The organism is Truepera sp. (genome assembly GCA_032027045.1).
GTDB lineage: Bacteria > Deinococcota > Deinococci > Deinococcales > Trueperaceae > JAAYYF01.
The window spans coordinates 732,467-753,818 of record JAVSMU010000001.1 but is presented as its reverse complement, the minus strand read 5'-3'; the positions used below and the strand labels follow the sequence as shown (position 1 = coordinate 753,818).

Below are 21,352 nucleotides of genomic sequence, written 5' to 3'. Positions count from 1 at the left end.
GAGGAGAACCGCATGTTGGTGAAGGAGATCATGACCCGCAACGTCGTTGCCATCGGCCCTGACACGCCGATCCGGGACGTGCAAGCGCTGATGGAGCAACGCAACATCCGCCACTTCCCGATCCTCGAGGGGCGTAGTGGCGGCGCCGGTTCGGACCACCTCCTGGGGATCGTCTCCGACCGCGACCTACGGCTGGTCGGCGCCGATCACCCCAAGGCCCCGAAGGGAGTGACCGCTTCTCACCCCGTGAGGGACGTCATGGTGCCGGAAGTCCTGGTGGCGCACCCCGAGGACCCCGTCGAGGAGACGGCCAAGGTGCTGCGCGACAACAAGATCGGCGCCATGCCCGTGATGGACGACGGCCGGTTGGTCGGGATCGTGACCGGCATCGACATGCTGGACGCGCTCGTCCGGATGTCGGGCGTGAAGGGCGCGTCCAGCCGTCTAGAGGTCGAGCTGGTGGACCGGCCCGGGGCGCTGGCCGGGCTGCTGGACCGCGTGGCCAGCCGCAACATCAACGTCTCCAGCGTGCTGACCGCCCGCGCGGACGAGGCCAGCGTGACGTTCGTGTTGCGCGTCGGGACGCTCGACGGGCACGGCCTCGCGGCACACCTGCGAGGTCTCGGTTACAACGTCTTGTGGCCGCCGGAGACGACGGAAGCGTGAGCGAGGGCGCGCAGCGGGTCGTGTTCGTCTACGACCCGCGCATGGCGCGGTTCGAGCTTCACCCGGACCACCCGTTCAAGCCCCTACGCGTGGAGCTCACGCGCTCCCTGTTGACCAGCGCCGGACTGCTGGCCGACCCGGAGGTCGTGCCCCCTACCCCCCTCACCGACGACGACCTGCTTGCCGTGCATGACCGGGCCTACGTGGAGGCCGTCAAGGCCCTCTCCGCCGGGGGCCCCACCACGGGCGCGGCCCGGTGGGGCCTTGGCACCGCGGACAACCCGATCTTCGCCGGCATGCACGAGCTGGTCAGACTGGTCTGCGCCGGCACGGTGACGGCGCTGGACGCCGTTGCCTCCGGAGCCGCTACGAGGGCCCTCAACCTTGGCGGCGGGCTACACCACGCGCTGCAAGACCGCGCCTCCGGCTTCTGCGTCTACAACGACCTCGCCCTGGCCATACGCCGCGCCGTGGACCGCTACGGGCTCCGCGTCGCCTACGTCGACCTCGACGCGCACCACGGGGACGGCGTGCAGTGGCTCTTCTACGAGGACCCGAACGTCATGACGATCAGTCTCCATGAATCTGGTGAGTACCTCTTCCCCGGGACGGGTCATGTCTACGAGACCGGCAAGGGTCCCGGGCGAGGGCTGAGCGTGAACGTCCCCCTGGAGCCCTACACCGATGACGAGTCGTACCTGGCGGCGTTCGACGCCGTGGCGCCCAGGGCGCTGCGCGCCTTCGCTCCCGACGTCATCGTGCTGCAAGCGGGCGCCGACTCGCACCACTTCGACCCGCTCGCCGACCTGTCTCAGACGCTCGAGGGGATGCGCCAGGCGTACCTACGCGTCGTGGCGCTGGCCGACGAACTGACGGGCGGCCGGCTGGTCGCCACCGGCGGCGGCGGCTACGACCCGTACCGCACGGTGCCGCGCGCATGGGCCCACCTGTGGGCCGCCATGACGGGCCGCGAGCTTCCCGCGGAGCTGCCGCCGGCGTGGGCCGAGACGTGGCGGGGCCGGCTACCCGCGGGCACGACCCTGCCCGACCGCGCCCTCGACGGGCCTTCCGACTTCGCACCCAGCCGCAACCGCGAGCAGGTCGCCCGCCGCAACGCGGTGGTCGTCGCGCGCGTGGTCGCCGCTCTGGACGAGATATGGCAGGACACCGGACTAGGCCGCGGGGTAACCTCTCGCTGAGTCTGGAGGGTCTGGCATGCGCATCGGGTTCATAGGCCTTGGCACCATGGGCGCCCCCATGGCCGGACGGCTGCTCGCCGCCGGCTTCGAGGTGACGGTCCACAACCGAACGCGCGAGCGGGAGGAACCGCTCGCCGCCCTGGGAGCGGCGCGGGCCGCCAGCCCGCTAGCCTGCGCCGAGGGTCAGGACGCCGTCTTCACCATGGTGTCCGACACTCCCGACGTCCAGGCCATCGTGCTGGGCGATCAAGGGGCCGCCTTGGGCATGAAGCCGGGCGGCATCCTCGTGGACATGAGCACCATCAGCCCCGCCACCACCCGCCGCATAGCGGCCGCGCTCGCGGATCACGACGTGACCATGCTCGACGCACCCGTGTCGGGCGGCAGCGAAGGCGCCAAGAGCGGCACGCTCTCGATCATGGTGGGCGGCGACTCGGTCGCGCTGGCGCGGATGCGCCCCGTACTGCAGCATCTGGGCAAGACCATCACGCACGTGGGCCCGGTCGGGAGCGGCCAGGTCGCCAAGGCCGTGAACCAGGTGGTCATCGCGGGCACCTACGCAGCAGTGGCCGAGGGCATGACGTTGGCCATGGCGGCGGGCATCGACGTCGACGCCGCGCTCACTGCCCTCGAGGGCGGCGCCGCGGGCTCATGGGTGCTGGCCAACCGGGCCCGCAACATGATCGAGGACCAGTACCCGCTCGGCTTCCGCACGCGGTTGCACCGCAAGGACCTGGGCATCGCCCTGAACGCCGCGCGCGAGCTCGGGGTGAGCATGCCCGTGTCGGCCTACGTGGAGCAGCTGGAGACGAGCCTCGTGTCGCGCGGCCTGGGCGACGAGGACGTGTCGAACATCGCGAGAGTCGTGCGCGAGCAGGCCGGGCTGAAGGGCCGCAACGACTGATCCGAGCGGCGCCGATGATCCGAGCAGGTCCGATGATCCGAGCAAGGCCGATTATCCGCGCTGGGCCGCGCCGCGCGCCACGCTATCCGCGTTGTCACTGGGGCTTACGCGCCACCACCCAGATCCGCTCGGCGCCCGGCGGCGGCGGTCCGGCCTCTGGGAAGGCGAGCGCCGCCACCCCCTCGAATCCCGCGGCCTCCAGCAAGCGGCGCACGTGGGGCTCGTCGTAACCCCGTTCGCGGTGCACCTCCGTGAACGCGGCGCCCTCCGTCTCGCAGAAGGCCGACACCGTGGCCAGCCCGGTCGTCTCGTCGTAGGCGTGGTTCCAGCGGTAGTAGACGTCGTCCGCCCAGCCCTCGGCAACGCCACCGTGCCACAGCTCCCTCAGCCCGGTGGGGGTGTTCACGTCGAAGACGAACACGCCCCCGGGGGTCAGGTGCTCATGCACGCGCCGCAAGCAGGCCGCGAAGGCCTCGTCGCTGAGGAGGTTGTTGAGGGCGTCGAAAACCGAGTACACGAGACCGAAGCGCCTCGTCAGCTCGAACGTTTCGAAGGTACCGAGGGTGAACCCGACTCCGGGCAGCTTGCGCCGCGCCACCCTCAGCATGGCCGCGCTGGCATCGAGGCCCTCCACCTCGTGACCGCGTTCCCACATCGGTAGCGTGGCGTTGCCTGTGCCGCAGCCGAGGTCCAGCAGCGGCCCGCCACGGAACCCTCGCTCCTCGGCGACTCTCAGGATGAACTCCGCCCACTCGTCGTACTCGACCTCGGCCATGATGACGTCGTAGACGTCGGCAAGCGCCGTGTAGGGCGCCACCCGCGGGGCCTCGAGCGTGTCCATGTGTGGCTCCTCGCTCACGACCGCTCGATGATACCGCCGGCCTAGACCGGCTCGCGTATAGCTTAGGTCCCCTCCCCGCCGGTCGCCCGGCCCGCGTAAGGTGCGTCTGTCGCGCCGGTAGTCGACCAACCCGCCCCCGCAAGCGGCAGCCGGCGCGGCCCACTCACTGGGCCCCGAGTACCGCGGCCCACTCGCACGCGCTAGAACTCCGCGGCCAACTCACGCGACCTCGAGCACCAGCTTGCCGATGTTCAGGTTCTCCGACATCTTAGCGTGCAGGCGGGAAACGTCCGTCCACGGCGCGGTGCTGTCGATCACCGGCTTCAGCTCACCGGCGGCAAGGCGGGAGCCGAAGCGGCCGAAGAGGGCGCGTTTTATGTCGACCTTCTCCGGCACCGGCCTCGCCCGCAGCGTCGAGCCTATCAAGCGCAAGCGTTTCGCCATCAGCCGCCGCAGGTCGAGTTCGACGCTCCCGCCACTCAGGGTCGAGATCACGACCAGGCGCCCACCCGGCCTCAGGCTGTCGATGTTCGAGTCGAAGTATGCGCGGCCCACCACGTCCAGCACGACGTCCACCCCGTCCACCCCGTGCTCGGCCAGTGCCGCGGCGAACTCCTGGTCGTAACGGTCGAACGCCAGGTCGGCGCCTTGTGCGAGGCAGGCCCCGACCTTGGCCGGGCCGCCCGCGGTGGCGTAGACGGCGGCCCCGGCGGCCTTCGCCATCGCAATCGCCATCGTGCCCACGCCGCTCGCACCCGCATGCACCAGGAGCCGCTCCCCCGGCCGCAGGCGCGCCTCCAGGAACAGGTTGAGGAACGCCGTGAAGGCGACCTCGGGCCAGGCCGCCGCCTCGAGCATCGTCCAGCCCGGCTGCACCGGCATGAGCATCGCCGCCGGCACGCTCACGTACTCCGCGTAACCGCCGCCTGGGAGCAGCGCGCAGACGGGCGTCCCCACGTCCAACCCGAGCCGCGCGTACGGGCCCGCCTCGGGGTCCGCCTCGTCGGCCTCGGAGAGCCCCGGTCCGAAGCCCGCTACCTCCCCAGCCACCTCGAGGCCGAGCACGTCGGAAGCGCCCGGCGGCGGCGGGTAGAGCCCGGCCAGCTGAGCAAGGTCGGCACGGTTGATGCCGGCCGCCCGCACGCGCACGAGCACCTCGTGCTCACCCGGAACCGGACGTGCGACGCTTGCCGGCTTCAACGCCCCGCTCGCGTTCGGGATGAGCGCCGTCATCTGCTTGGAGTCCGCGACTTCTGCCATGGGATCATGCTACGAGTTCCCACCCAACGCGAGCGGTCCAACTGGTAGCGTGGTGCCATGATCGGCGTAGACCTAGGCACGACGAACGTCAGGATCCACGTGAAGGGCAAGGGCGTTCTGCTGCGCGAGCCGGCAGTCATCGCGGTGCTCAAGGGCACGACCGAGATAAAGGCGGTCGGGCAGGAGGCCTACCGCATGCTCGGCCGCACGCCCGGGACCATCACTGCCGTGAGGCCCATGGCCGATGGCGTCATCGCCGATTACACCCTGACGGAGAGGATGCTGAAGGCCTTCATCCGCAAGGTGCTCACGGGGCCCTCGCGCTTCATCCGCCCCAACATCATGGTCTGCATCCCCTCAGGCATCACCGACGTCGAGCGCCGCGCGGTGGTGCAGGCCGTCCACGAGGTCGGGGCGCGCAGGGCGTACCTGATCGAGGAACCGGTGGCGGGCGCCATCGGTGCCGGTATCAACATCGCCGAGCCGATCGGCTCGATGGTCATCGATATCGGTGGCGGCACCACCGACCTGGCCATCATCAGCATGGGGGGCATCGTGGTCTCCCACAGCCTCCGCATCGCCGGCAACACCTTCGATCGCGACATCATGGCCTTCGTCAAGGCCAAGCACAACCTGCTCATCGGCGACCGCACGGCCGAGGAGATCAAGCGCGAGATAGGGGCCGCGAAGATCATGTCGGAGGCGGACCGGCAGAGCATGGAAGTGCGGGGCCGCGACCTGATCGACGGCATGCCCAAGAGCGTGACCATCACTACGGAGGACGTGGTCCAGGCGCTGCGGTCCTCGCTCGAGAGGATCGCCGAGGGCATGCGCAAGGTACTCGAGCAGGGTCCACCCGAGCTCGTGTCCGACGTCATCGAGCGCGGCATCGTCCTCACCGGCGGCGGCGCGCTGCTAAGGCACCTCGACACGTATCTCTCGACCATCACGGCCATCCCCGTGGGCGTCGCCGCGAACCCGGCCGACTGTGTCGTCCTCGGCACGGCCCAGGCGCTCGACCTGGTGCACGTCCTCAAGGACGCACATTTCGAACGGGCCCGCTGAACGCCGTCTGGGTCCGCTCCTAGGCCGCTTCCGACGCTGGAGGTACCCGCTCGGCCGCCGCCGCCTTGGCCAGCCGGCCAACGGCGAGGAAACCCAGCGCGTAGCCCGTGGCCAGCAGCAGTAGCAACACGTAAAGTGCGACGCCGCGCTGTTCCGTTGCCAGGGCCAGCGCCATGAACCAGGCTACCGAGCCGTACAAGGTGGCCACCAATAGCGTGGTCGAGAGGGCCGCGCGCCTGCCCTTGACGACCCCGAGGCGGTTGCCGAGCACCCCGGCCACGATCATCTCGAGGACGGCGAAGGCCACCAACGTCCACGTCAGGACTGCGTTCGGCCTGAGAGTCTGGCCCGCAGCCAGCAGCCGCACGACGATCGCGACCAAGACTGCGATGACGACCTGCGCCATGAACGCGGTGGCGTACGCGGCCCGGAGAACCGCGGCCGCGGCGTGCTCATCGAGCCGTGGCGCAGCGAGGTAGCGCTTCAGCGGCTCGCGGATCAGCGCCCGGAACCCCGGGTTCACCGGAACCCCGGGTTCAGTAGCCGGCTTCGTGCTCGGGTTCGACGGTGTTACGCGCGAGCCACAGCGTGATCAGGACGAAGAACGACGCGAACGCAGACAGCGAGAGGACTATGATCGCCGCGTTCCTACCGATGGCGAGGAACTCTTCCACGTGAACCTCCGGCGGCGATTCTACCCCACCCGCCGATCGGCGCCCTAGCTTGGCCGCGTCGTCGGACTGCCGAGCACCACGGGCGCGACCTGCCTCGAGCGCCGCGCGAAGCGGACGGTCATGAGCACCGCGGACGTCGCCAGCCCGGCGACCATCCCGAACCACAGCCCACGCGGGCCGAAACCGAGCTTGAACGCCAGCAGCAGCCCTACGGGCACCCCGACGAGCCAGTACGAGAAGATGGTGTAAAGCATGGGCATGCGCGTGTCCCTGAGCCCGCGGAGCGCCCCGATGGCAGTGACCTGCACCCCGTCGAAGAGCTGAAAGATGGCGGCGATGCCCAAGAAGCCCGCCGCGGTCGCGATCATGCTCGCGTTCGTCGGATCGTCGAGGCTCGCGTAGATCCCGATCACGTACCGTGGGGCGAAGGCGAAGAGACAGGCCGTGAGGGTCATGAAACCGATGGCAGCGAGGATCCCCATGAATCCCATGCGTCTGACCGCCGCATCGTCGCCCCTGCCTGCCGCCTGTCCCACCAGCACGCCGGTCGCGATCGACATGCCGAGCGGGACCATGAAAGTCATCGAGACGGACTGCATGGCTACCTGGTGGCCGGCCAGAATGTCCTCGCCGAAGCGCCCCATCAGCAGGGCCGAGAGGGTGAACAGGCCGACCTCGGCGCCCGTCGTGAAGCCAATCGGCCAGCCGACTCGCACGAGCTCGCGCATGACCTGGAACTCCAGGTGCCGCATGCCTCTCAGTACGGCCTGCTTCGGGTAGCGCCAGGTGACCAGTGCCGCCACCAGCACGAACATGACGAGGTAAACGGTCGCGGTGGCGTAACCCGTGCCCACCACGCCTAACGCCGGCAACCCGAAGTGCCCGAAGATCAGGGCCTCGCATAGAAGAACGTTCAGGGCGACCCCGAAGAAGGCTATGTACATTATCGGGCGGGCGTCACCGTTGCCCTCGAGGAAGCCGCGCAGGGCCTGGAACCCCAGGAAGAACGGGAAGCCCAGCGAGATGGCCCGGAGGTAGCCCGCCGCCAGCGCGGCCGTTTCGGGCTCCAACCCGAAAAGGTAGAGGAGCGGCCCGATGCTGTGGAAGATCACTATGCCGGGGACGGCGAACACCACGGCGAGCCAGAGTGCCTGCGAGGCGACGTGACCCGCCTCGTCACGGCGGCCGGCTCCGATCGCTTGAGCCACCACCGGCCCCACGGCGAAGAGCACGGACGAGGTGACTATCGAGGTCGTGAAGAAGGTGGTGGCTCCCAGGGCCATAGCCGCTAGCGCGCCCGGGCCCAAGCGCCCCACCATGAAGGTATCCACGAAGCTCATGCCGTTCTGGGCGAGCTGTGCCAGAACCAGTGGTCCGGCCAGCCGCAACAGCCTCAGGAACTCGCTCTTGCGCGGCGCGAACACGGCTGTAAACATAACCGAACGAGTGTAGCGGTAGCATTGAGGCATGCGGATAGTGGCAGCAGTGCTCGCGTCGGTGGTGGTGGCCGGGGTGGCCCTCTGGGCTCTCGGGCTCCCGCCCTTCGGCGGTACGCCGGAACCTGCCAAGCCCAGCCTGTTCAGCGCCTTGGAGTCGGCGGACGTCGAGGCGGTAACTGCGGCTCTGGGGGGCGGCGCCGACGTGAACGCTCGTGACATGGACGGTTACACGGTCCTCATGGCCGCCGTCCGGAACCACGCCCCGGTCTCGGTGATGGACGCCCTGTTGGCCGCGCGTGCCGGGATCGACGAGGTCACCGCCAACGGCTCCACCGCCCTGATGCTGGCCGCCGCTGCGGGCACGCCCTCGGAGGTCCTCTACCTCATGAACGCCGGGGCCAATCCGACCCTGAAGGACGCCGCCGGCAAGAACGCGGCCGACCGCGCTCAAGAGAACCCGGCCGTGCGCACCTCCGGAGTCCTCCCCCGCCTTCGGGAGGCGGCGGAACGACCCTTCGTGAAGGGCTGGCCGACCGGGTACATAGTGCCGGTGGAGGGGGCCACCATCAGCTCACGCCGCAGCCACCTACCCGGTGCCCGGCGCGCCTACCGCAACGGCTACCACGAGGGCTTCGACTTCTACGACGGCACGGTCAGCGTGGATATCGGCTACGGCACGCCGATCGTCGCCGTGGCCGACGGCGTCGTCATCCGCGCCGATCGCGACTACGTCGAGAACGACCTGAAGGCGTACGACGAACTGGTGGCCGAGGCCTCGAGCATGCTGGACACGCCACCCGAGATCCTCGACCGCCTCAGGGGCCGCCAGGTCTGGATCCGGCACGCTGGCGGTTTCGTCACGCGTTACGCGCACCTCTCCGCAGTGGCGGAGGGCATCCGCGAGGGCGTCTTCGTGAGACAGGGCGAGATCATCGGCTCGACCGGCAACTCAGGCACCATCGAGGCGGCCCAGGGCACCCACGACGGCCCTCACCCGCACGTGGAGGTCTGGCAGCCGAACGGCGAGTACCTGGGTGCCGGCATGGAACCGGAGCAGATCTGGAGCCTGGCGGCCCAGGTGTTCGGCGTGGCGGCATTGCCGCCGTATCACGACTGACGCCCGACAAGTCACCAGGGCAGGTTGAAGCCCGCCATGTTCGAGTTGCGGTAATAGGCCTCTATCTCGTCCGGGATGGTGCTGATGTCGTCCACGACCTTGAACAGGTGGAGGTCGCCCTCCGAGATGGTGCCCAGGCGCAGCAGCGTGCCCTGCAGCCACTGCAGCAGCCCGCGCCAGAACTCGACGCCCACCAGGTAGACGGGGAACGGCTTGATCTTGTGCGTCTGGATGAGCGTCAGCGCCTCGAACAACTCGTCGATGGTCCCGAAACCGCCGGGAAAGACGACGAAGGCGGTCGAGTACTTGACCAGCATCACCTTGCGGACGAAGAAGTACTTGAACTTGAGCGTGTCCGTCTGGTACGGGTTCGGCGACTGCTCGTGCGGGAGGTCGATGTTGAGGCCCATGCTGCGGCCGCCGGCCTCCATGGCGCCCCGGTTCGCCCCCTCCATGATCCCAGGGCCACCGCCAGTGAGCATGGTGTAGCCCTCCTTGGTCATGTCGGCCCCCAGGCGCCTGGCCTTCTCGTACAGGTCACTGCCGGGCTGCAGGCGCGCGGAGCCGAACACAGTAACGGCCTTCCCGACGTCGGCCATCTCCTCGAACCCCTGGACGAACTCCCCCATGATCCGGAACATGCGCCATGAGTCCTCGGCGAGGGCGTCGATGACGTACTGTTTCTCGATGCCGTTCATGCGATCAGCCTAACCGTCCGTGACGTCCAGCAGGTGCAGGAGGGGCGTGAGGGTGGCCTCGAGCGCGTCGGGGCCCACACTCGCCAACGCTTCAGCGTCGTGCGTTCCCCACGTGACCGCGTAGGTCTTCAGCCCCGCTGCTCGGCCGGCCTCGATGTCCGATACGGTGTCGCCAACCATCCACTCGCCCGCGCCCCCGACCGCCGCCAAGCCCCTCAGGATGACGTCGGGCGCCGGCTTGTGAGGGAAGCCCTCCGTGCCCTGCACGTGGTCGAGTAGTCCAGCCAGCCCGACGGCCTCGACCAGCGCGCGGGCGGCGTCGGGTCGCTTGGTCGTCGCCACCACGCGCGAGTAGCCCCGTTCCCCTAGTTGCCCGAGGAGGTCGAGCACCCCGGGGAACGGCCGCGTCCTTGTCACGAAGTGGCGAGGATAATGTTCGCGGTAAGCGGACTCGAGAGGGGCCAGCGCCTCCGCCGGGGCGAACGGGGAGTACATCTCCCCCAGCGGCCTGCCCACCAGGGCGCGTGCGGCCGCTCGCTCGGGTCTGGGCAAGCCCACGGCGTCGAAGGCGGCGAGGAAGCTGTCGAGGATGTCGTCGAGGGAATCGACGAGGGTCCCGTCCAGGTCGAACACTATGGCGCTGCGGCGGGTCATGGTCCGAGTATCGCAGATGGGGTGCAGATGGCGGAGGGTCAGCGGCGCCTCCGGGTTGGCCACAAGGCTGGTTCAGCGGCGCAGGTACGCCACGGTAACGCCATGGCCGCCCTCGTACGGCACGGCGTCCTCGAAGCGCTCGACGTTCTTGTCACTCTTCAGGTAGTGGCGCACGGCGTCGCGCAGGGCGCCCGTGCCCTTGCCGTGCACGATGCGCACGGATTCGAGCTTCAGCGCGTGGGCCTCGAGGAGGAAGTCGCGCAGCTGTTCGAGGCCCGCCTCGACGCGCTCCCCGCGCAGGTTCAGCTCCCTTGGCGCAACGGCCTGAGTCATCGCCAACGGCGCCGCCCCGGTGCGCTTCTTCTCGGGCGCCTTCACGGGGCGGCAGTCGCTCAACGGCACCTCGACCTTGATGAGCCCCAGTTGAACGACGACTTGATCGCCCCGCCGCTCGAGCACGGGACCCTCCGCGCCGTAACTCTCGACCCGCACGCGCGCGCCCACCGCGAAGGGGTCGGCTCTACCCTCTTCATCCGAGGTTGTCGGCCGGCGCGCACCACCGGCCATCACCTTCGCCTGGCGTTTCAGCTTGCCGATCTCCTCCAGGGCCCTGGAGCGCGACTCGGGCTCCTCACGGGCGCTGCGCTTGAGCCTCGCTGCCTGTTGGAGCGTGTCCTGGAGGACCGCCTCAGCTCTCTGAGCCGCGGCCGCCATCAGCTCGTCCTCGCGGCCTCGCAGCCTCGCGATCTGCTCCCTCAACAGCTCGGCCTCCCGCGCCGCCTGCTCGCTCGCGGTCCGGGCCTCGTCCAACCTCGCTCGCAACTCGTCGCGTTGCGCCTCGAGCGTGAGGAGGAGGCTCTCCAAGCGCTCGCCCTCGGGGCCGAGGAGTTCGGAGGCCCGTTCCAGCAAGTCGTGAGCCAGGCCGAGGCGCTCCGCTATGGCGAGGGCGTAGCTGCGTCCCGGTTGGCCCACCACCAGCTGGTAGGTGGGTCTGAGGGCGTCCACGTCGAAGCGCATGGCGGCGTTCGTAACGCCAGGGGTGTCGCTGGCGAAGACCTTGAGCGGTGCTAGGTGTGTGGTGACCAGGCCCCTGGCGCTCGACCTCACGACCGCCTCGAGGATGGCCTGCGAGATCGCCGCGCCCTCGTCGGGGTCGGTTCCCGAGCCCAGTTCGTCGATCAGCACCAGCGTTTGCTCGTCGGCCTTCTCGGCAATGGCGCGAAGGTTGCGAAGGTGGCCCGCGTAGGTGCTGAGGCTCGCTTCGATGCTCTGCTCGTCGCCGATGTCGGTCAGTAGCTCCCGCGTGCGCGGCAGGAGCGGCTGCTTGGCCGCAGCGGCGGCCACGAAGAGCCCGGCGTAGGCCATGACCGCGGCCAGGCCCACCGTCTTCAGGAGTACCGTCTTGCCGCCGGCGTTGGGTCCGGTGACGATCAGGAGGCGCTGCTTGGCGTCTAGCATTACGTCGTTGGGTACGCAATCGGGCACGAGGGGGTGACGCGCGCCGATGAGCCTGACGCGCCCGGCAGGGTCGAAGGCGGGCCGCGCGAGCCGCCACTCGTTGGCCAGCCTCGCGCTGGCATTGACCAGGTCGAGGCGGGCCACCACGTCCATGCTTTCGTCGAGGCGGGGCTCGTCGGCTAGCCGCCTTCCGAGGGCCAACAGGATGCGCCGGACCTCGTCGCGCTCCTCCATCTCCAGGATCGCGAGCTCGTTGTTGAGGTCCACCACGCCCGCGGGCTCCATGAAAACGGTCGCCCCCGAGTCGGAGCGGTCGAGGGCCAGTCCGGGCACGCGCGCCTGGTGATTGGCCTTGATGGGGATGACGTAGCGGTCACGCCTGAGCGTGATGATCGGGTCCTGGACGTACTCGGAGTACTGCTGCAGCAGCCGCGTGAGCCGCTCGCGGATGCGGCCCCGGATCGGGTTGAGGCGCCTGCGGATGTCGTGGAGCTTGGGCGTGGCATCGTCACGCACGTTGCCGTCGGGGTCGAGCTGCTCGCGCACGAGCCGCAGCACCCCGTCGAACGTGCCGATCTCCATGGCCAACTCGCTCAGGGCCGCACGCTGGGAGGTGAGGATCGCGCGCCGCAACGTGGCCGCCCCGTCCATGCTGTAAGCGATCGAGAGGATCTCCGTGCCGTCTAACAGCTGGCCGTCGCGCACGCGCTGCAAGGCGCCACGGATGTCCTCTATGCCGCCGAGCGTCAGGTAACCCCCGTCGACGACCTCGGCCACGCGGTCCAGGGCGCGCTCCGCCTCCGCCTCCTCGAGGTGAGGCGCGAGGGCGCGCGCCAGTTCGGCGCCCATGAAGGTCCCTGCCCGCTCGGCGAGGGCCGACCTCACGCGATCGAACGAGAGTTTCTCGAGGGATGAGTTCGTGACCAACAAGGCGCCCAAGTATACGGGCCGCTCCCGGTTAGGCTGCCCGGGTGCGAACCAGCGAGCCCACAAGTAGCAGCGGCGCCTCGAGCTCTCACCTGACGCTGACGGCGACACCCCCCTTCAACTGGCGCCATACGCTCCTGGCGCTGCGGGGCTGGGCCGGCGCCGGCGACGCAGGCCGACCCGCGAGCGACGGTGCTGGTTGGTTCCTGGCCCTGGAGCTGCCGGCCGCCGGCCCCGTAGCCGTCGAGGTGCGGCCTGCGTCCGGTGGCCCGGCCACGCTGAGCGCCACGGTCCACGCCCCTAAGCCGCTCTCGGGAACGGACGCCTTGCACGCGGCCCGCGAGTTGTCGTGGCGCTTCGCCCTCGACCTCGACACCACTCCCTTGCTGACGGCCGCGGACCCGCCGTTCGAGCCGGTCGTGGAGCGCCTGGCGGGCTTCCACCCGCCCCTGTTCAGCTCGGCCTTCGCGGCGGCCTGTTGGACGGTGATCAGGCAGCGCACGCCGGCGGCCTTCGCGCGGGCCAGCGCGGAGCGCTTGGTGGAGTACCTGGGAACCCAGGTTGCCTCGCCCGACGGGGCCGGCACGCTTGGCGCGTTCCCCACCCCACTGGCCCTGGACGACGGCTCACGGCCGGCCCTGCTCGCGGCCACCAACAACCTGCGCAAGGTCGACCGCCTCAGGGGCCTCGCCGAGGCGTTCGAGGAGATGGACGAGCAGTGGCTGCGAACGGCCGCCTACGACGACCTGTTCAAGTGGCTGAGCGGCCTGCCGGGCTTGGGGCCCTGGTCGGCGGAGCAGGTGGCGTGGCGCGGCCTCGGGCGCTACGAGCGCGTCCCCTGGCGCGACACCGGTGCCCTCGACGCCATCGGCGCCGTCTACACCGGCGGACTGACCCCGGCGAAGGGCACGGCCCGGGAGCTGGCGGAGCGGTACGGCTGGCTCCAGGGGCTATGGCTCAGGTACTTGAAGGCCTACCCACGCGTGCGTGACCTGCCGGTCGGCTAGGCGCTCGGCGAGGCAGCGGGCTCACTGCTTCCCGGCGTGGCCGTTGCCTGGATGGCCGTTAGCGCGATGGTGTAGACGATGTCGTCCACTAGGGCCCCGCGCGACAGGTCGTTGACGGGCCGTCTCAGCCCCTGCAGCATGGGACCGACGGAAACGACGCCGGCCGAACGCTGAACCGCCTTGTAGGTGGCGTTGCCGCTGTTGAGGTCCGGGAAGATGAGCACCGTCGCCCTGCCTGCCACCGGGCTGTCCGGTGCCTTGCTGACGGCGACGCTGGGAACGGTCGCGGCGTCGTACTGGAGGGGACCGTCCAGCACGAGGTCGGGGCGGCGCTCCCTGGCGATGCGCGTGGCCTCGCGCACCTTGTCGACGTCGGCCCCCTCACCCGAGGTGCCGGTCGAGTAGCTGAGGAGCGCCACGCGCGGCTCGATCCCGAAGGCCGCCGCCGAGTCGGCCGACTGGATGGCGATGTCGGCCAGTTCTTCGGCGTCGGGGTCGGGGTTCACGGCGCAGTCGCCGTATACGAGCACCTGATCCGGGAGGCACATGAAGAAGACCGACGAGACGAGCTTGGCTTCTTCGTGGGTCTTGATCAGTTGCAGGGCGGGGCGCACCGTGTTCGCCGTCGTATGCGTGGCGCCCGACACGAGGCCGTCGACCTCGCCGAGAGCCAGCATCATGGTGCCCAGCACCACGTTGTCGCGCAGCTGGTTGCGCGCGCCGTCTTGGGTGAGGCCCTTGTGCTTGCGGAGCTCGACCATGGCCGCCACGTACCGTTCCCGCAGGTCGTCGGTGGGTTCTATCACTTCCACGCCCTTGCCTAACGCGACCCCTTGTGCCTCGGCCACACGGTGGACCTCGGCCGGATCGCCGAGCAGGACGCAGGTGGCTATGCCACGCTCGCCGCACTCGACGGCCGCCAACACTGTCCGTGGCTCATCGCCCTCTGGAAGCACGATGCGTTTGTCGGCCGCGCGTGAGAGCTCCACCAGGCGGTACAAGAAGGCGGGTGGCGAGAGGCGCAGCTCGCGGCTGATGCGCAAGCGCGCCTTCAGCGGACCGATGTCGAGGTTCTCCGCGACCTCGTTCATGGCGCGCTCCATGCGCTCGACGTCGTCGATGGGCACCTCGAGGTTCATGGCGGCGGCGCGGGCCGCCGTGACGTAAGAGTCGGTCTTCACCGCCAGCACGGGGAGCCCGGTGGCGATGGCCTTCTCACACAGCTTCATGACGTTCGGATTGGGGGCGATGTCGCCCGTCAACACGAGGCCGGCCAGGGGCACGCCGTTGAGCGCCGCCATGCAGGCGGCGAGGATGATGTCGTCACGGTCCGCCGGCGTGATGAGGAGGGCGCCCGGCCTGAGGCGGTGGGTCATGTGCGCCACCGAGCGCGCCACCAACGAGACATCGACTACGCGGCGCGTCGCCAGTTCACCCGCGCTGATGGACTCGGCCCCCAAGTGCTTGGCCACGTCGAGAGTTCGCGGCGAGACCATGGCTGCGCTCCACGGTATGGCCCCCAACAGCGAGAACCCGGCGTGGCGGAAGACTCCGAGCGTCGTCCTCAGGGCCTCGGCGTCCAGCCGTACGTCCGGCAGGCGGATGCCCGTGCGAGTGGCGCCTACGACGGCCATGCTCGGGGCGTTGAGTTGGTTGACGACGACGCCGAGGACGCGGGCGCTACCGGCGCCCCCGAACAACTGGGCGGCCAGCTCCAGGCGATCGTCGAGGGCCTTCAGGTCCGGCTGGGGTGTCGCCACGAAGATGGACTGGCAGTCGAGCGCGCGCGCCAGCGCGGCGTTCAAGCCGTCCAGGTTCGGGTGGTCGGCCGTGGCCGCGAGCCCCTCGACGATGATCACGTCGGCGCCGGCGGCGGCCTTCTCGTAGCGCCCTACCAGGGCCTGCAAGAGCTCGGACTGCCGCCCGGCCGCGAGGTGCGCCTCGGCCTCGGCGTACCGCATGGGCTCGCCAGGCTCGATCGTCGTGCTCCGGCGCACGAACTCGGTGGAGCGCTCCACGCCCTCGTCATCGCCTGGTTGCCTGATCGGCTTGATGAACCCCACCCGCAGGCCCTCACGCTCGAGCGCCCGGACCAGGCCGAGGCAGACCGAGGTGAGGCCCACTCCAGGGCCGGTCGGTACCACGAAGAAACCGTGCGCAGATGCCATGTATGGTCGCCGAGGGGCGCCTCCCCGACTACCTTACGACTAGTGTGGCCGCCCGGCGCGAGGAGAGACGCACTCCCAGAGAACGTCCTCCGGCAGACTGTGAGCGACGGCACGTGCCCGATGTGCCACAACACCCGAGGCCCGCTTGCCCTACACTGGCGCACAGGACGTCACGCAACGACCCCAGGACGCCCCGGAAGGAGCGGTTCATGTCGGACCAAGCGCCTTCAGACCGCAATCCAGAGTCTGACGACCACAAAGAGACCCCACCCGTTCCACCCATCCCTCCCGTGCCACCCGTGCCGCCCGTAGCGCCTCCCGAAGGCGCCGCCCCCGCCGGACCCGAGGCCCAGTCGAAGCCGGACGTGGGCAAGCGCGCCATCGCGTACATCATCGACGCGGTCATCGCCGGGGTGCTGAGCGCCCTTCCTGTGATCGGCAGCCTGCTCGGCTTCGCGTACATCCTCACCCGTGACGGTTTCGATTTCGACTTCATGGACGGGCGTTCGCTGGGCAAGAAGCTGATGAAGCTGCGGGTGGTGCGCGAAGACGGCGGCAAGATGGACCTCACCACCTCCATCAAGCGCAACTGGACGCTCGCGCTGGGCTCGCTCGGCTACTTGGTCGTCTACGCCCCGTTCCTCGGCATCATCGCCCTGACGCTGCTGCTCTCCCTGGTCGGCGCGATCGTCGGTCTCATCGAGATCTACCTGGTCCTCACCGCTCCGGACGGGCGCCGCTACGGCGACCGCTTCGCGGGCACGCACGTCATCGAATCCGACTCCTAGTCCTTCTCACCCGACTCGCCTTCCTGGGGCGCCGCAGCTCGGCGGCGCCCCAGGCCTTTCTCGCGGATGGTCGCCAGCGTCACGACGCGCTTGCTCATGGCAAGCAGGAACACGACCATGGCGGCAAGCAGCAGCAGGCCGCTGACGACGAACGCCACCTGAACGTTGCGGTCGCCGGTCATGCGCCACCACGGCTCGACGACCACGCGCAGCACGAGCCCCGCCTGCAACAGCACGAAGCTGGCGGCCTCCCAGCTCGTCTGCTTGATGCCGCCAGGGCGCGGGAGCATCCAGAAGGCCACTCCCATGACCATGCCGAGGAAGAAGCCGAGCACGCCCATGTGCGCGTGGGTGGGGCGGAACGGTCCGGCCAGCGCGGGCCAGATGCTCACCACCACGCCCAAGACGCCCGTGGCCACCAGCCAACCCAGCGCGGCGCGGAGGAACGCGACCTGCCACTTGCTCACGGGGTCAAACTAACCGATTGCCGCCACGGCTAGGGCCACCACTGCGAGATCCACCACCGCGAGGGCCGCCGCGACCTGGGGTGCGCGGCGGCCCACTCACGCACGGCGGTCTCTGTCAGTCGACCTTGCCGACGCGGATGCGCCAGGTTTCGGGTCCTTGCTCGAGATATTCCCACTCGACCGTGCCGCTGCGCTCCACCTGGAACTGATAGTAGAGCGGCTTGGGGTCGTGGTCGTTGATCAGTTCGAACGCCTGACCCGCTTCCAGGTCGTCGAACGCCTGGAACAGCAGCGGGTGTCGCTCACGCGGCGGGATGGTGCGCACGTCTATCGTCTTCATCGGTTCCTCCTTCGGCCCACTTGATGGCTCCAGTGGGGCAGTTAGCCATAGCTTCGATGGTCAGGCTGGTGACTGGCACGTGCTCGGTGCAGTCGCGGATGCCCGGCGCTATCTCCTCACAGATGCCGCACTCGATGCAGGCTTCCATGTCGACGAACATCTCGCTCGGTCTAAGCGCCATGCTTGCCCCCCAACTGCCGGACGCCCACGACGGTGAAGGTCCCCTCTCCCGCCTCGAGCGACTTCTGCGAGCCCGGCTTCACGTGAACGATGTCACCCGCGGCCACCTCGTAGACCCGGTCATCCTCTGTGATGGTGCCGCTGCCTTCCAGGACGGTGAAGATGGTCTCGGCCCCGTCCGATTCGGGCGCCACGATCTGCTGGTGCTTCTGTAGGCAGAGCAGCATGACGGCCATGTGCTCGCCCACGTTCAACGGCCTGGGCACCGGGCCGCGTTCCGAGAACCGAGCCACCTCCGACGTCTTGAAGAGCGGCATCTCAGTCCTCGCTTCCGTTCGGCCCCAGCCCGCTGACGCCCCGTTCGAGGCGGTCGGGTACACCCAGGGCCGCGAGGGCGTCGAGCAACCGATCCTGCTCCGCCGGGGCCAGGCCCCTGAGCCTAAACGCCTGGCCGAGGTTCACGGTGTGCGCCATGGCCCACCTGAGCGGCGCCTGCGCCAGGAGGGTGAACCCCCCGGCGATCAGGGTCGAGAGGGCGTCCTCGTGGGCATCGATGATGGTTGAGACACGTGCCGCCAGTAGCACACGGCGCTCCTCGGCCCCGGAGGTGGCACCCCGTGCCGCCGGGACCGCTGGGGACGCCCCGCCCGCCGGCGAGGCGGGCTCTTCCACGGCCGAAACCTTAGCCGGTTGCACTTGCGCTTGTTGCCGTTCCTCGTGCGCCACGAGCGTAGAGTCGCAAGGAGGCACGGGCCGGCACCATGACGTAGGTCATTGGCCGGAACGGCCTTCGAGGCAGAAGCTAGGAGCATGGCCGACAAGTTCCTCGACAACCGGGGTCTCGAACCCCCCAACCCGATGATCAGGACCCTCGAGGCCTTGGACGAGATGGCGCCCGGCGAAGTACTTACCATCCACAACGACCGCGTGCCCGTCTATCTCCTGCCGCAACTCGCCGATGCCGGCGCCGAGTACGAGGTCTTGGAACAGGACGACGGCAGCGCGCAGGTTCGGATCACCAAAGGGGCCTGAGCCCAAGTGATGCCCCGTTTGGGGGCCGACGGCGCGCCGCCGGTCCTCCCCATCGCTTCCTTGCTTGTGGGCGCGGCCGCGTTGGTGTTTGCCGGGGTCCTCGTCCTGCTCGCTCCGGGGGCCTTCACCGCCTACCTGGGAACTCCGCGGGTGGTGGCGCTCAACCACGTCTACACGCTGCTGTTCGTGGGTCTGGTGTTCGTGGGCACGCTGCAACAGCTGCCGGCCGTGATGTTCGTGACGCGCCTCGCCTGGCCGCGCCTAGGCTGGGCGACCCTGCCGCTCTTCTTCGCGGGCGGCGTGGCCGTGGTCGTCGGCTTCTTCCGCACGTTCGACCCAGCTTGGCTCGCGCCGGGCGCAGCCGCCGTGAGCCTCGCCATGCTGGCCATGCTCGTGCAGCTCGTCAGGACGGCGGCGCAACGGTGGCCGAAGGACCCGGGCAGCCACGCGCTGCTGCTCTCGGCGGCGTTCCTCACACTGGCCGTGCTGCTGGGGTTCACCCTTGCCAGTGCCCGGACGACGCCGGCGTTGGCCGCACGGGTCGGCTATCCCGTGCAGCTACACTTGACGGTCGGCCTGTTCGGGGCCTTCTTGTTGGGCATAGTCGGTTCGGGACAGAAGCTGCTTTCCATGTTCGCGCTCTCGAAGGGTGGGCCGCAGTGGCGCGTTCGCTGCGCCACTTACGCCGTCTCGGCCGCCGTTCTGTTGGAGGCCCTGACGGCCTTCACCCGCCTAAGGGACCCCGGCGTCGCCCTGGCCCTCCTGGCCGTCGGTTGCTTCTTCCAGGCCTGGGAGGTGCTCGGCATCCTCAAGCGCAGGCTGCGCAAGAAGCTGGAGGCACCGATAGAGCGTTACGTCCTGGCCCACGCGTTCCTGCCGCTGGCCGGCTTGGCACTGCTGTTCGGCCAAGGAGGCGCCGCCGCCATCCTCTTCCTGGTCGGTTTCGTGGGCCTGGCAGTGAGTGGCATGCTCGTCAAGATCCTCTCGTTCCTCACCTGGACGTGGCAGTTCGCCGGGGCAGCCACGGGCGGCGTGTCGGGTGGCGCGCCGCTGCTACGCGACCTGGTGAGGAACGAACTCGAACCGCTCATCACCTGGGGGTTGGCGGTGGCGGCCCTCGCGCTGGCGGGTGCCACGATCTGGCGCCTTAGCGTCCTGGCATCGGTATCCGGGGCGGCCACGCTGCTGGGGGGCGCCGCGCTCCTACTACAGGCCGGCCACGTGGTCGGCGTTACCGTACGTGCCAAGAGGCGCCTGGCAGCCGCAGCCGCCGGCAAGATGGCCAAGGCCGCCGGCGTGGAGGACGCACACGCATGACCGAAACGGAGTTCACGGAGATCAACCCGGCCGTCCCAGCGCGCAACGTGCTCGAGGCCCTGCACGCGGTGATCGATCCCGAGCTGGGGCTCGACATCGTCAGCTTGGGGATGGTGTACACGGTGGCCGTGGTGGACTCGCAAGTGGCGATCGAGATGACGCTCACCACGCCGGGGTGTCCGCTGCACGGGAGCATAGAGGCCGACGTGCGCCACTGCCTGGGTCAGGTGCCGGGGGTCGGCGACATCAGCGTCGACCTGGTATGGGACCCGCCCTGGACGCCAGACGCCATGAGCGACCAGGCGAAGCGCTCCCTCGGCTTCTACTGAGGACCTAGCGCCCCGCCGACCGCGCCATCTCCTCCAACTGGGCGAAGTCCAGGCCGGTGACCTTGCGTCCCTGCAGTTCGACTATGCCCCCGGCGTGAAGCCGCGAGAGGTTGCGGCTGACCAGTTCGGGCACCGTCCCCAGCTGCGCGGCAATGACGCCGTTCGTGTCCAGCACGAAGGGAACCCCGCTCTGGGCGACCTCCAGCAGGTAGCGGGCCAAGCGTTGGATTACCTCCTGGAACGAGATCTGTTCCACGAGCGCCACCAGCCGCCGCAAGCGCCTGCCGAGCATGCCCATCAGGTGAAGCGCCACCTGAGGCCGCTCCCTGAGCACACGCTGGAAACCCGACTGCTCGAGCCATAGCACCTCGCTGGCCTCGGCCGCCTCGGCGCTGGCCGGGTAGGGGCCGCCGTCCAAGGACACCAACTCGGCCACCGCGTTGAACGGGTGCTCCATGGTCAGCACGACCTCGCGCCCGCTGGCGGGCGAGATCACGTAGACCTTCACGCGGCCGCTCACCACGACCGCCAGCCCCTTGGCCCGCTCCCCGGCCATGAAGAGCGACTCGCCGGACTCGAGGTTGCGCCGCCTGGCAACGAGTGCGAGCGCCTGCACGTCCTCGTCCGCGAGCTCCGCGAACAGGGGGCAGCGGGCGAGGATCTCGGCTTCGGTCAGCGGCATTCGCCTACGCTAACCGTTGCCGGACCCGGCCGCGAGCTTTCCGTGACGGGGTTACCATGACCGGCGCCCGCGGGAACCCGTGACCGCCGTCCGTCCAGCGTCATGGAGGCCCCTCGCGGTGCTGCGCGTCACGGAGGCGA

The 21,352-nt window shown here is 69.3% G+C and carries 25 protein-coding genes; 10 read left to right on the top strand and 15 right to left on the bottom strand.

Annotation, left to right across the window (positions count from 1 at the left end; genetic code table 11):
• Positions 1–12 precede the first annotated feature (12 nt).
• Genes ROY82_03350 through ROY82_03340 form a run of 3 tightly spaced genes read left to right on the top strand, consistent with a single transcriptional unit; the run spans position 13 to position 2,769 of the window.
• A complete protein-coding gene (locus ROY82_03350; protein MDT3681504.1) occupies positions 13–666 on the top strand; it encodes a CBS and ACT domain-containing protein in 654 nt (217 codons plus the stop codon).
• Entirely contained in the window at positions 639–1,865 is a 1,227-nt protein-coding gene (locus ROY82_03345; GenBank protein ID MDT3681503.1) for an acetoin utilization protein AcuC, read from the top strand. The genes ROY82_03350 and ROY82_03345 overlap by 28 nt, the downstream gene beginning before the upstream one ends.
• A 16-nt stretch (positions 1,866–1,881) precedes the next feature.
• A complete protein-coding gene (locus ROY82_03340; protein ID MDT3681502.1) occupies positions 1,882–2,769 on the top strand; it encodes an NAD(P)-dependent oxidoreductase in 888 nt (295 codons plus the stop codon).
• 94 nt (positions 2,770–2,863) lie between these two features.
• Here ROY82_03340 and ROY82_03335 read toward each other — a convergent pair whose 3' ends face one another.
• Entirely contained in the window at positions 2,864–3,628 is a 765-nt protein-coding gene (locus ROY82_03335) for a methyltransferase domain-containing protein (GenBank protein ID MDT3681501.1), read from the bottom strand.
• A 201-nt stretch (positions 3,629–3,829) separates the two neighbouring features.
• A complete protein-coding gene (locus ROY82_03330; protein ID MDT3681500.1) occupies positions 3,830–4,870 on the bottom strand; it encodes an NAD(P)H-quinone oxidoreductase in 1,041 nt (346 codons plus the stop codon).
• Positions 4,871–4,927: 57 nt separating this feature from the next.
• On the opposite strand from ROY82_03330, the gene ROY82_03325 reads away from it, so the two are divergent.
• Positions 4,928–5,935 carry a rod shape-determining protein gene (locus ROY82_03325; GenBank protein MDT3681499.1) on the top strand — a complete coding sequence of 336 codons (1,008 nt, stop codon included), beginning with the start codon at positions 4,928–4,930 and terminating at the stop codon, positions 5,933–5,935.
• 19 nt (positions 5,936–5,954) lie between these two features.
• Here the strand turns inward: ROY82_03325 and ROY82_03320 are convergent, their stop codons facing one another.
• Genes ROY82_03320 through ROY82_03310 form a run of 3 tightly spaced genes read right to left on the bottom strand, consistent with a single transcriptional unit; the run spans position 5,955 to position 8,045 of the window.
• The gene (locus ROY82_03320; GenBank protein ID MDT3681498.1) at positions 5,955–6,458 is read right to left on the bottom strand and encodes a hypothetical protein; all 504 of its coding nucleotides are present in this window, start codon (positions 6,456–6,458) and stop codon (positions 5,955–5,957) included.
• Positions 6,459–6,471: 13 nt separating this feature from the next.
• Positions 6,472–6,609: a hypothetical protein gene (locus ROY82_03315; protein ID MDT3681497.1), complete on the bottom strand. Its 138-nt coding sequence runs from the start codon at positions 6,607–6,609 to the stop codon at positions 6,472–6,474.
• Positions 6,610–6,653: 44 nt separating this feature from the next.
• Positions 6,654–8,045: an MATE family efflux transporter gene (locus ROY82_03310; protein ID MDT3681496.1), complete on the bottom strand. Its 1,392-nt coding sequence runs from the start codon at positions 8,043–8,045 to the stop codon at positions 6,654–6,656.
• A gap of 31 nt (positions 8,046–8,076) precedes the next feature.
• On the opposite strand from ROY82_03310, the gene ROY82_03305 reads away from it, so the two are divergent.
• Positions 8,077–9,165, top strand: coding sequence for a peptidoglycan DD-metalloendopeptidase family protein (locus ROY82_03305; protein ID MDT3681495.1), 1,089 nt, complete (start codon positions 8,077–8,079; stop codon positions 9,163–9,165).
• Between the two features lie 11 nt (positions 9,166–9,176).
• On the opposite strand, the gene ROY82_03300 is transcribed toward ROY82_03305, so the two are convergent.
• The 3 genes from ROY82_03300 to ROY82_03290 form a co-directional block, all read right to left on the bottom strand.
• Positions 9,177–9,863, bottom strand: a complete 687-nt coding sequence (locus ROY82_03300; GenBank protein MDT3681494.1) for a TIGR00730 family Rossman fold protein — start codon at positions 9,861–9,863, stop codon at positions 9,177–9,179.
• A 9-nt stretch (positions 9,864–9,872) separates the two neighbouring features.
• Positions 9,873–10,517 carry an HAD family hydrolase gene (locus ROY82_03295; GenBank protein MDT3681493.1) on the bottom strand — a complete coding sequence of 215 codons (645 nt, stop codon included), beginning with the start codon at positions 10,515–10,517 and terminating at the stop codon, positions 9,873–9,875.
• A gap of 72 nt (positions 10,518–10,589) precedes the next feature.
• The gene (locus tag ROY82_03290; protein MDT3681492.1) at positions 10,590–12,905 is read right to left on the bottom strand and encodes an endonuclease MutS2; all 2,316 of its coding nucleotides are present in this window, start codon (positions 12,903–12,905) and stop codon (positions 10,590–10,592) included.
• A gap of 41 nt (positions 12,906–12,946) precedes the next feature.
• On the opposite strand from ROY82_03290, the gene ROY82_03285 reads away from it, so the two are divergent.
• Positions 12,947–13,909 (top strand): hypothetical protein, encoded by a 963-nt coding sequence (locus ROY82_03285; protein MDT3681491.1) that lies wholly within the window; start codon positions 12,947–12,949, stop codon positions 13,907–13,909.
• On the opposite strand, the gene pta is transcribed toward ROY82_03285, so the two are convergent.
• Positions 13,906–16,077 (bottom strand): phosphate acetyltransferase, encoded by a 2,172-nt coding sequence (pta, locus tag ROY82_03280; protein ID MDT3681490.1) that lies wholly within the window; start codon positions 16,075–16,077, stop codon positions 13,906–13,908. The genes ROY82_03285 and pta overlap by 4 nt on opposite strands.
• Positions 16,078–16,286: 209 nt before the next feature.
• Here pta and ROY82_03275 point away from each other — a divergent pair, with 209 nt between their 5' ends.
• A complete protein-coding gene (locus ROY82_03275) occupies positions 16,287–16,865 on the top strand; it encodes an RDD family protein (GenBank protein ID MDT3681489.1) in 579 nt (192 codons plus the stop codon).
• On the opposite strand, the gene ROY82_03270 is transcribed toward ROY82_03275, so the two are convergent.
• The 5 genes from ROY82_03270 to ROY82_03250 form a co-directional block, all read right to left on the bottom strand.
• The gene (locus tag ROY82_03270) at positions 16,862–17,332 is read right to left on the bottom strand and encodes a hypothetical protein (protein ID MDT3681488.1); all 471 of its coding nucleotides are present in this window, start codon (positions 17,330–17,332) and stop codon (positions 16,862–16,864) included. The two genes, ROY82_03275 and ROY82_03270, sit on opposite strands and share 4 nt — an antisense overlap.
• Before the next feature lie 115 nt (positions 17,333–17,447).
• The gene (locus ROY82_03265) at positions 17,448–17,672 is read right to left on the bottom strand and encodes a DUF2249 domain-containing protein (protein ID MDT3681487.1); all 225 of its coding nucleotides are present in this window, start codon (positions 17,670–17,672) and stop codon (positions 17,448–17,450) included.
• On the bottom strand, positions 17,635–17,832 hold the full coding sequence (locus ROY82_03260; protein MDT3681486.1) for a ferredoxin: 198 nt from the start codon (positions 17,830–17,832) through the stop codon (positions 17,635–17,637). The genes ROY82_03265 and ROY82_03260 overlap by 38 nt, the downstream gene beginning before the upstream one ends.
• A gap of 10 nt (positions 17,833–17,842) precedes the next feature.
• Positions 17,843–18,169, bottom strand: a complete 327-nt coding sequence (locus ROY82_03255; GenBank protein ID MDT3681485.1) for a cupin domain-containing protein — start codon at positions 18,167–18,169, stop codon at positions 17,843–17,845.
• A 1-nt stretch (position 18,170) separates the two neighbouring features.
• Positions 18,171–18,524, bottom strand: coding sequence for a hypothetical protein (locus tag ROY82_03250; GenBank protein ID MDT3681484.1), 354 nt, complete (start codon positions 18,522–18,524; stop codon positions 18,171–18,173).
• 138 nt (positions 18,525–18,662) lie between these two features.
• Between ROY82_03250 and ROY82_03245 the strand changes: the two genes are divergently transcribed.
• Genes ROY82_03245 through ROY82_03235 form a run of 3 tightly spaced genes read left to right on the top strand, consistent with a single transcriptional unit; the run spans position 18,663 to position 20,530 of the window.
• Positions 18,663–18,884 carry a DUF2249 domain-containing protein gene (locus ROY82_03245; protein MDT3681483.1) on the top strand — a complete coding sequence of 74 codons (222 nt, stop codon included), beginning with the start codon at positions 18,663–18,665 and terminating at the stop codon, positions 18,882–18,884.
• A 9-nt stretch (positions 18,885–18,893) separates the two neighbouring features.
• A complete protein-coding gene (locus ROY82_03240) occupies positions 18,894–20,201 on the top strand; it encodes a hypothetical protein (protein ID MDT3681482.1) in 1,308 nt (435 codons plus the stop codon).
• Complete coding sequence (locus ROY82_03235; protein MDT3681481.1) at positions 20,198–20,530, top strand: metal-sulfur cluster assembly factor; 333 nt, start codon at positions 20,198–20,200, stop codon at positions 20,528–20,530. The genes ROY82_03240 and ROY82_03235 overlap by 4 nt, the downstream gene beginning before the upstream one ends.
• 4 nt (positions 20,531–20,534) lie before the next feature.
• On the opposite strand, the gene ROY82_03230 is transcribed toward ROY82_03235, so the two are convergent.
• Positions 20,535–21,212, bottom strand: coding sequence for a Crp/Fnr family transcriptional regulator (locus tag ROY82_03230; protein MDT3681480.1), 678 nt, complete (start codon positions 21,210–21,212; stop codon positions 20,535–20,537).
• Positions 21,213–21,352 lie beyond the last annotated feature (140 nt).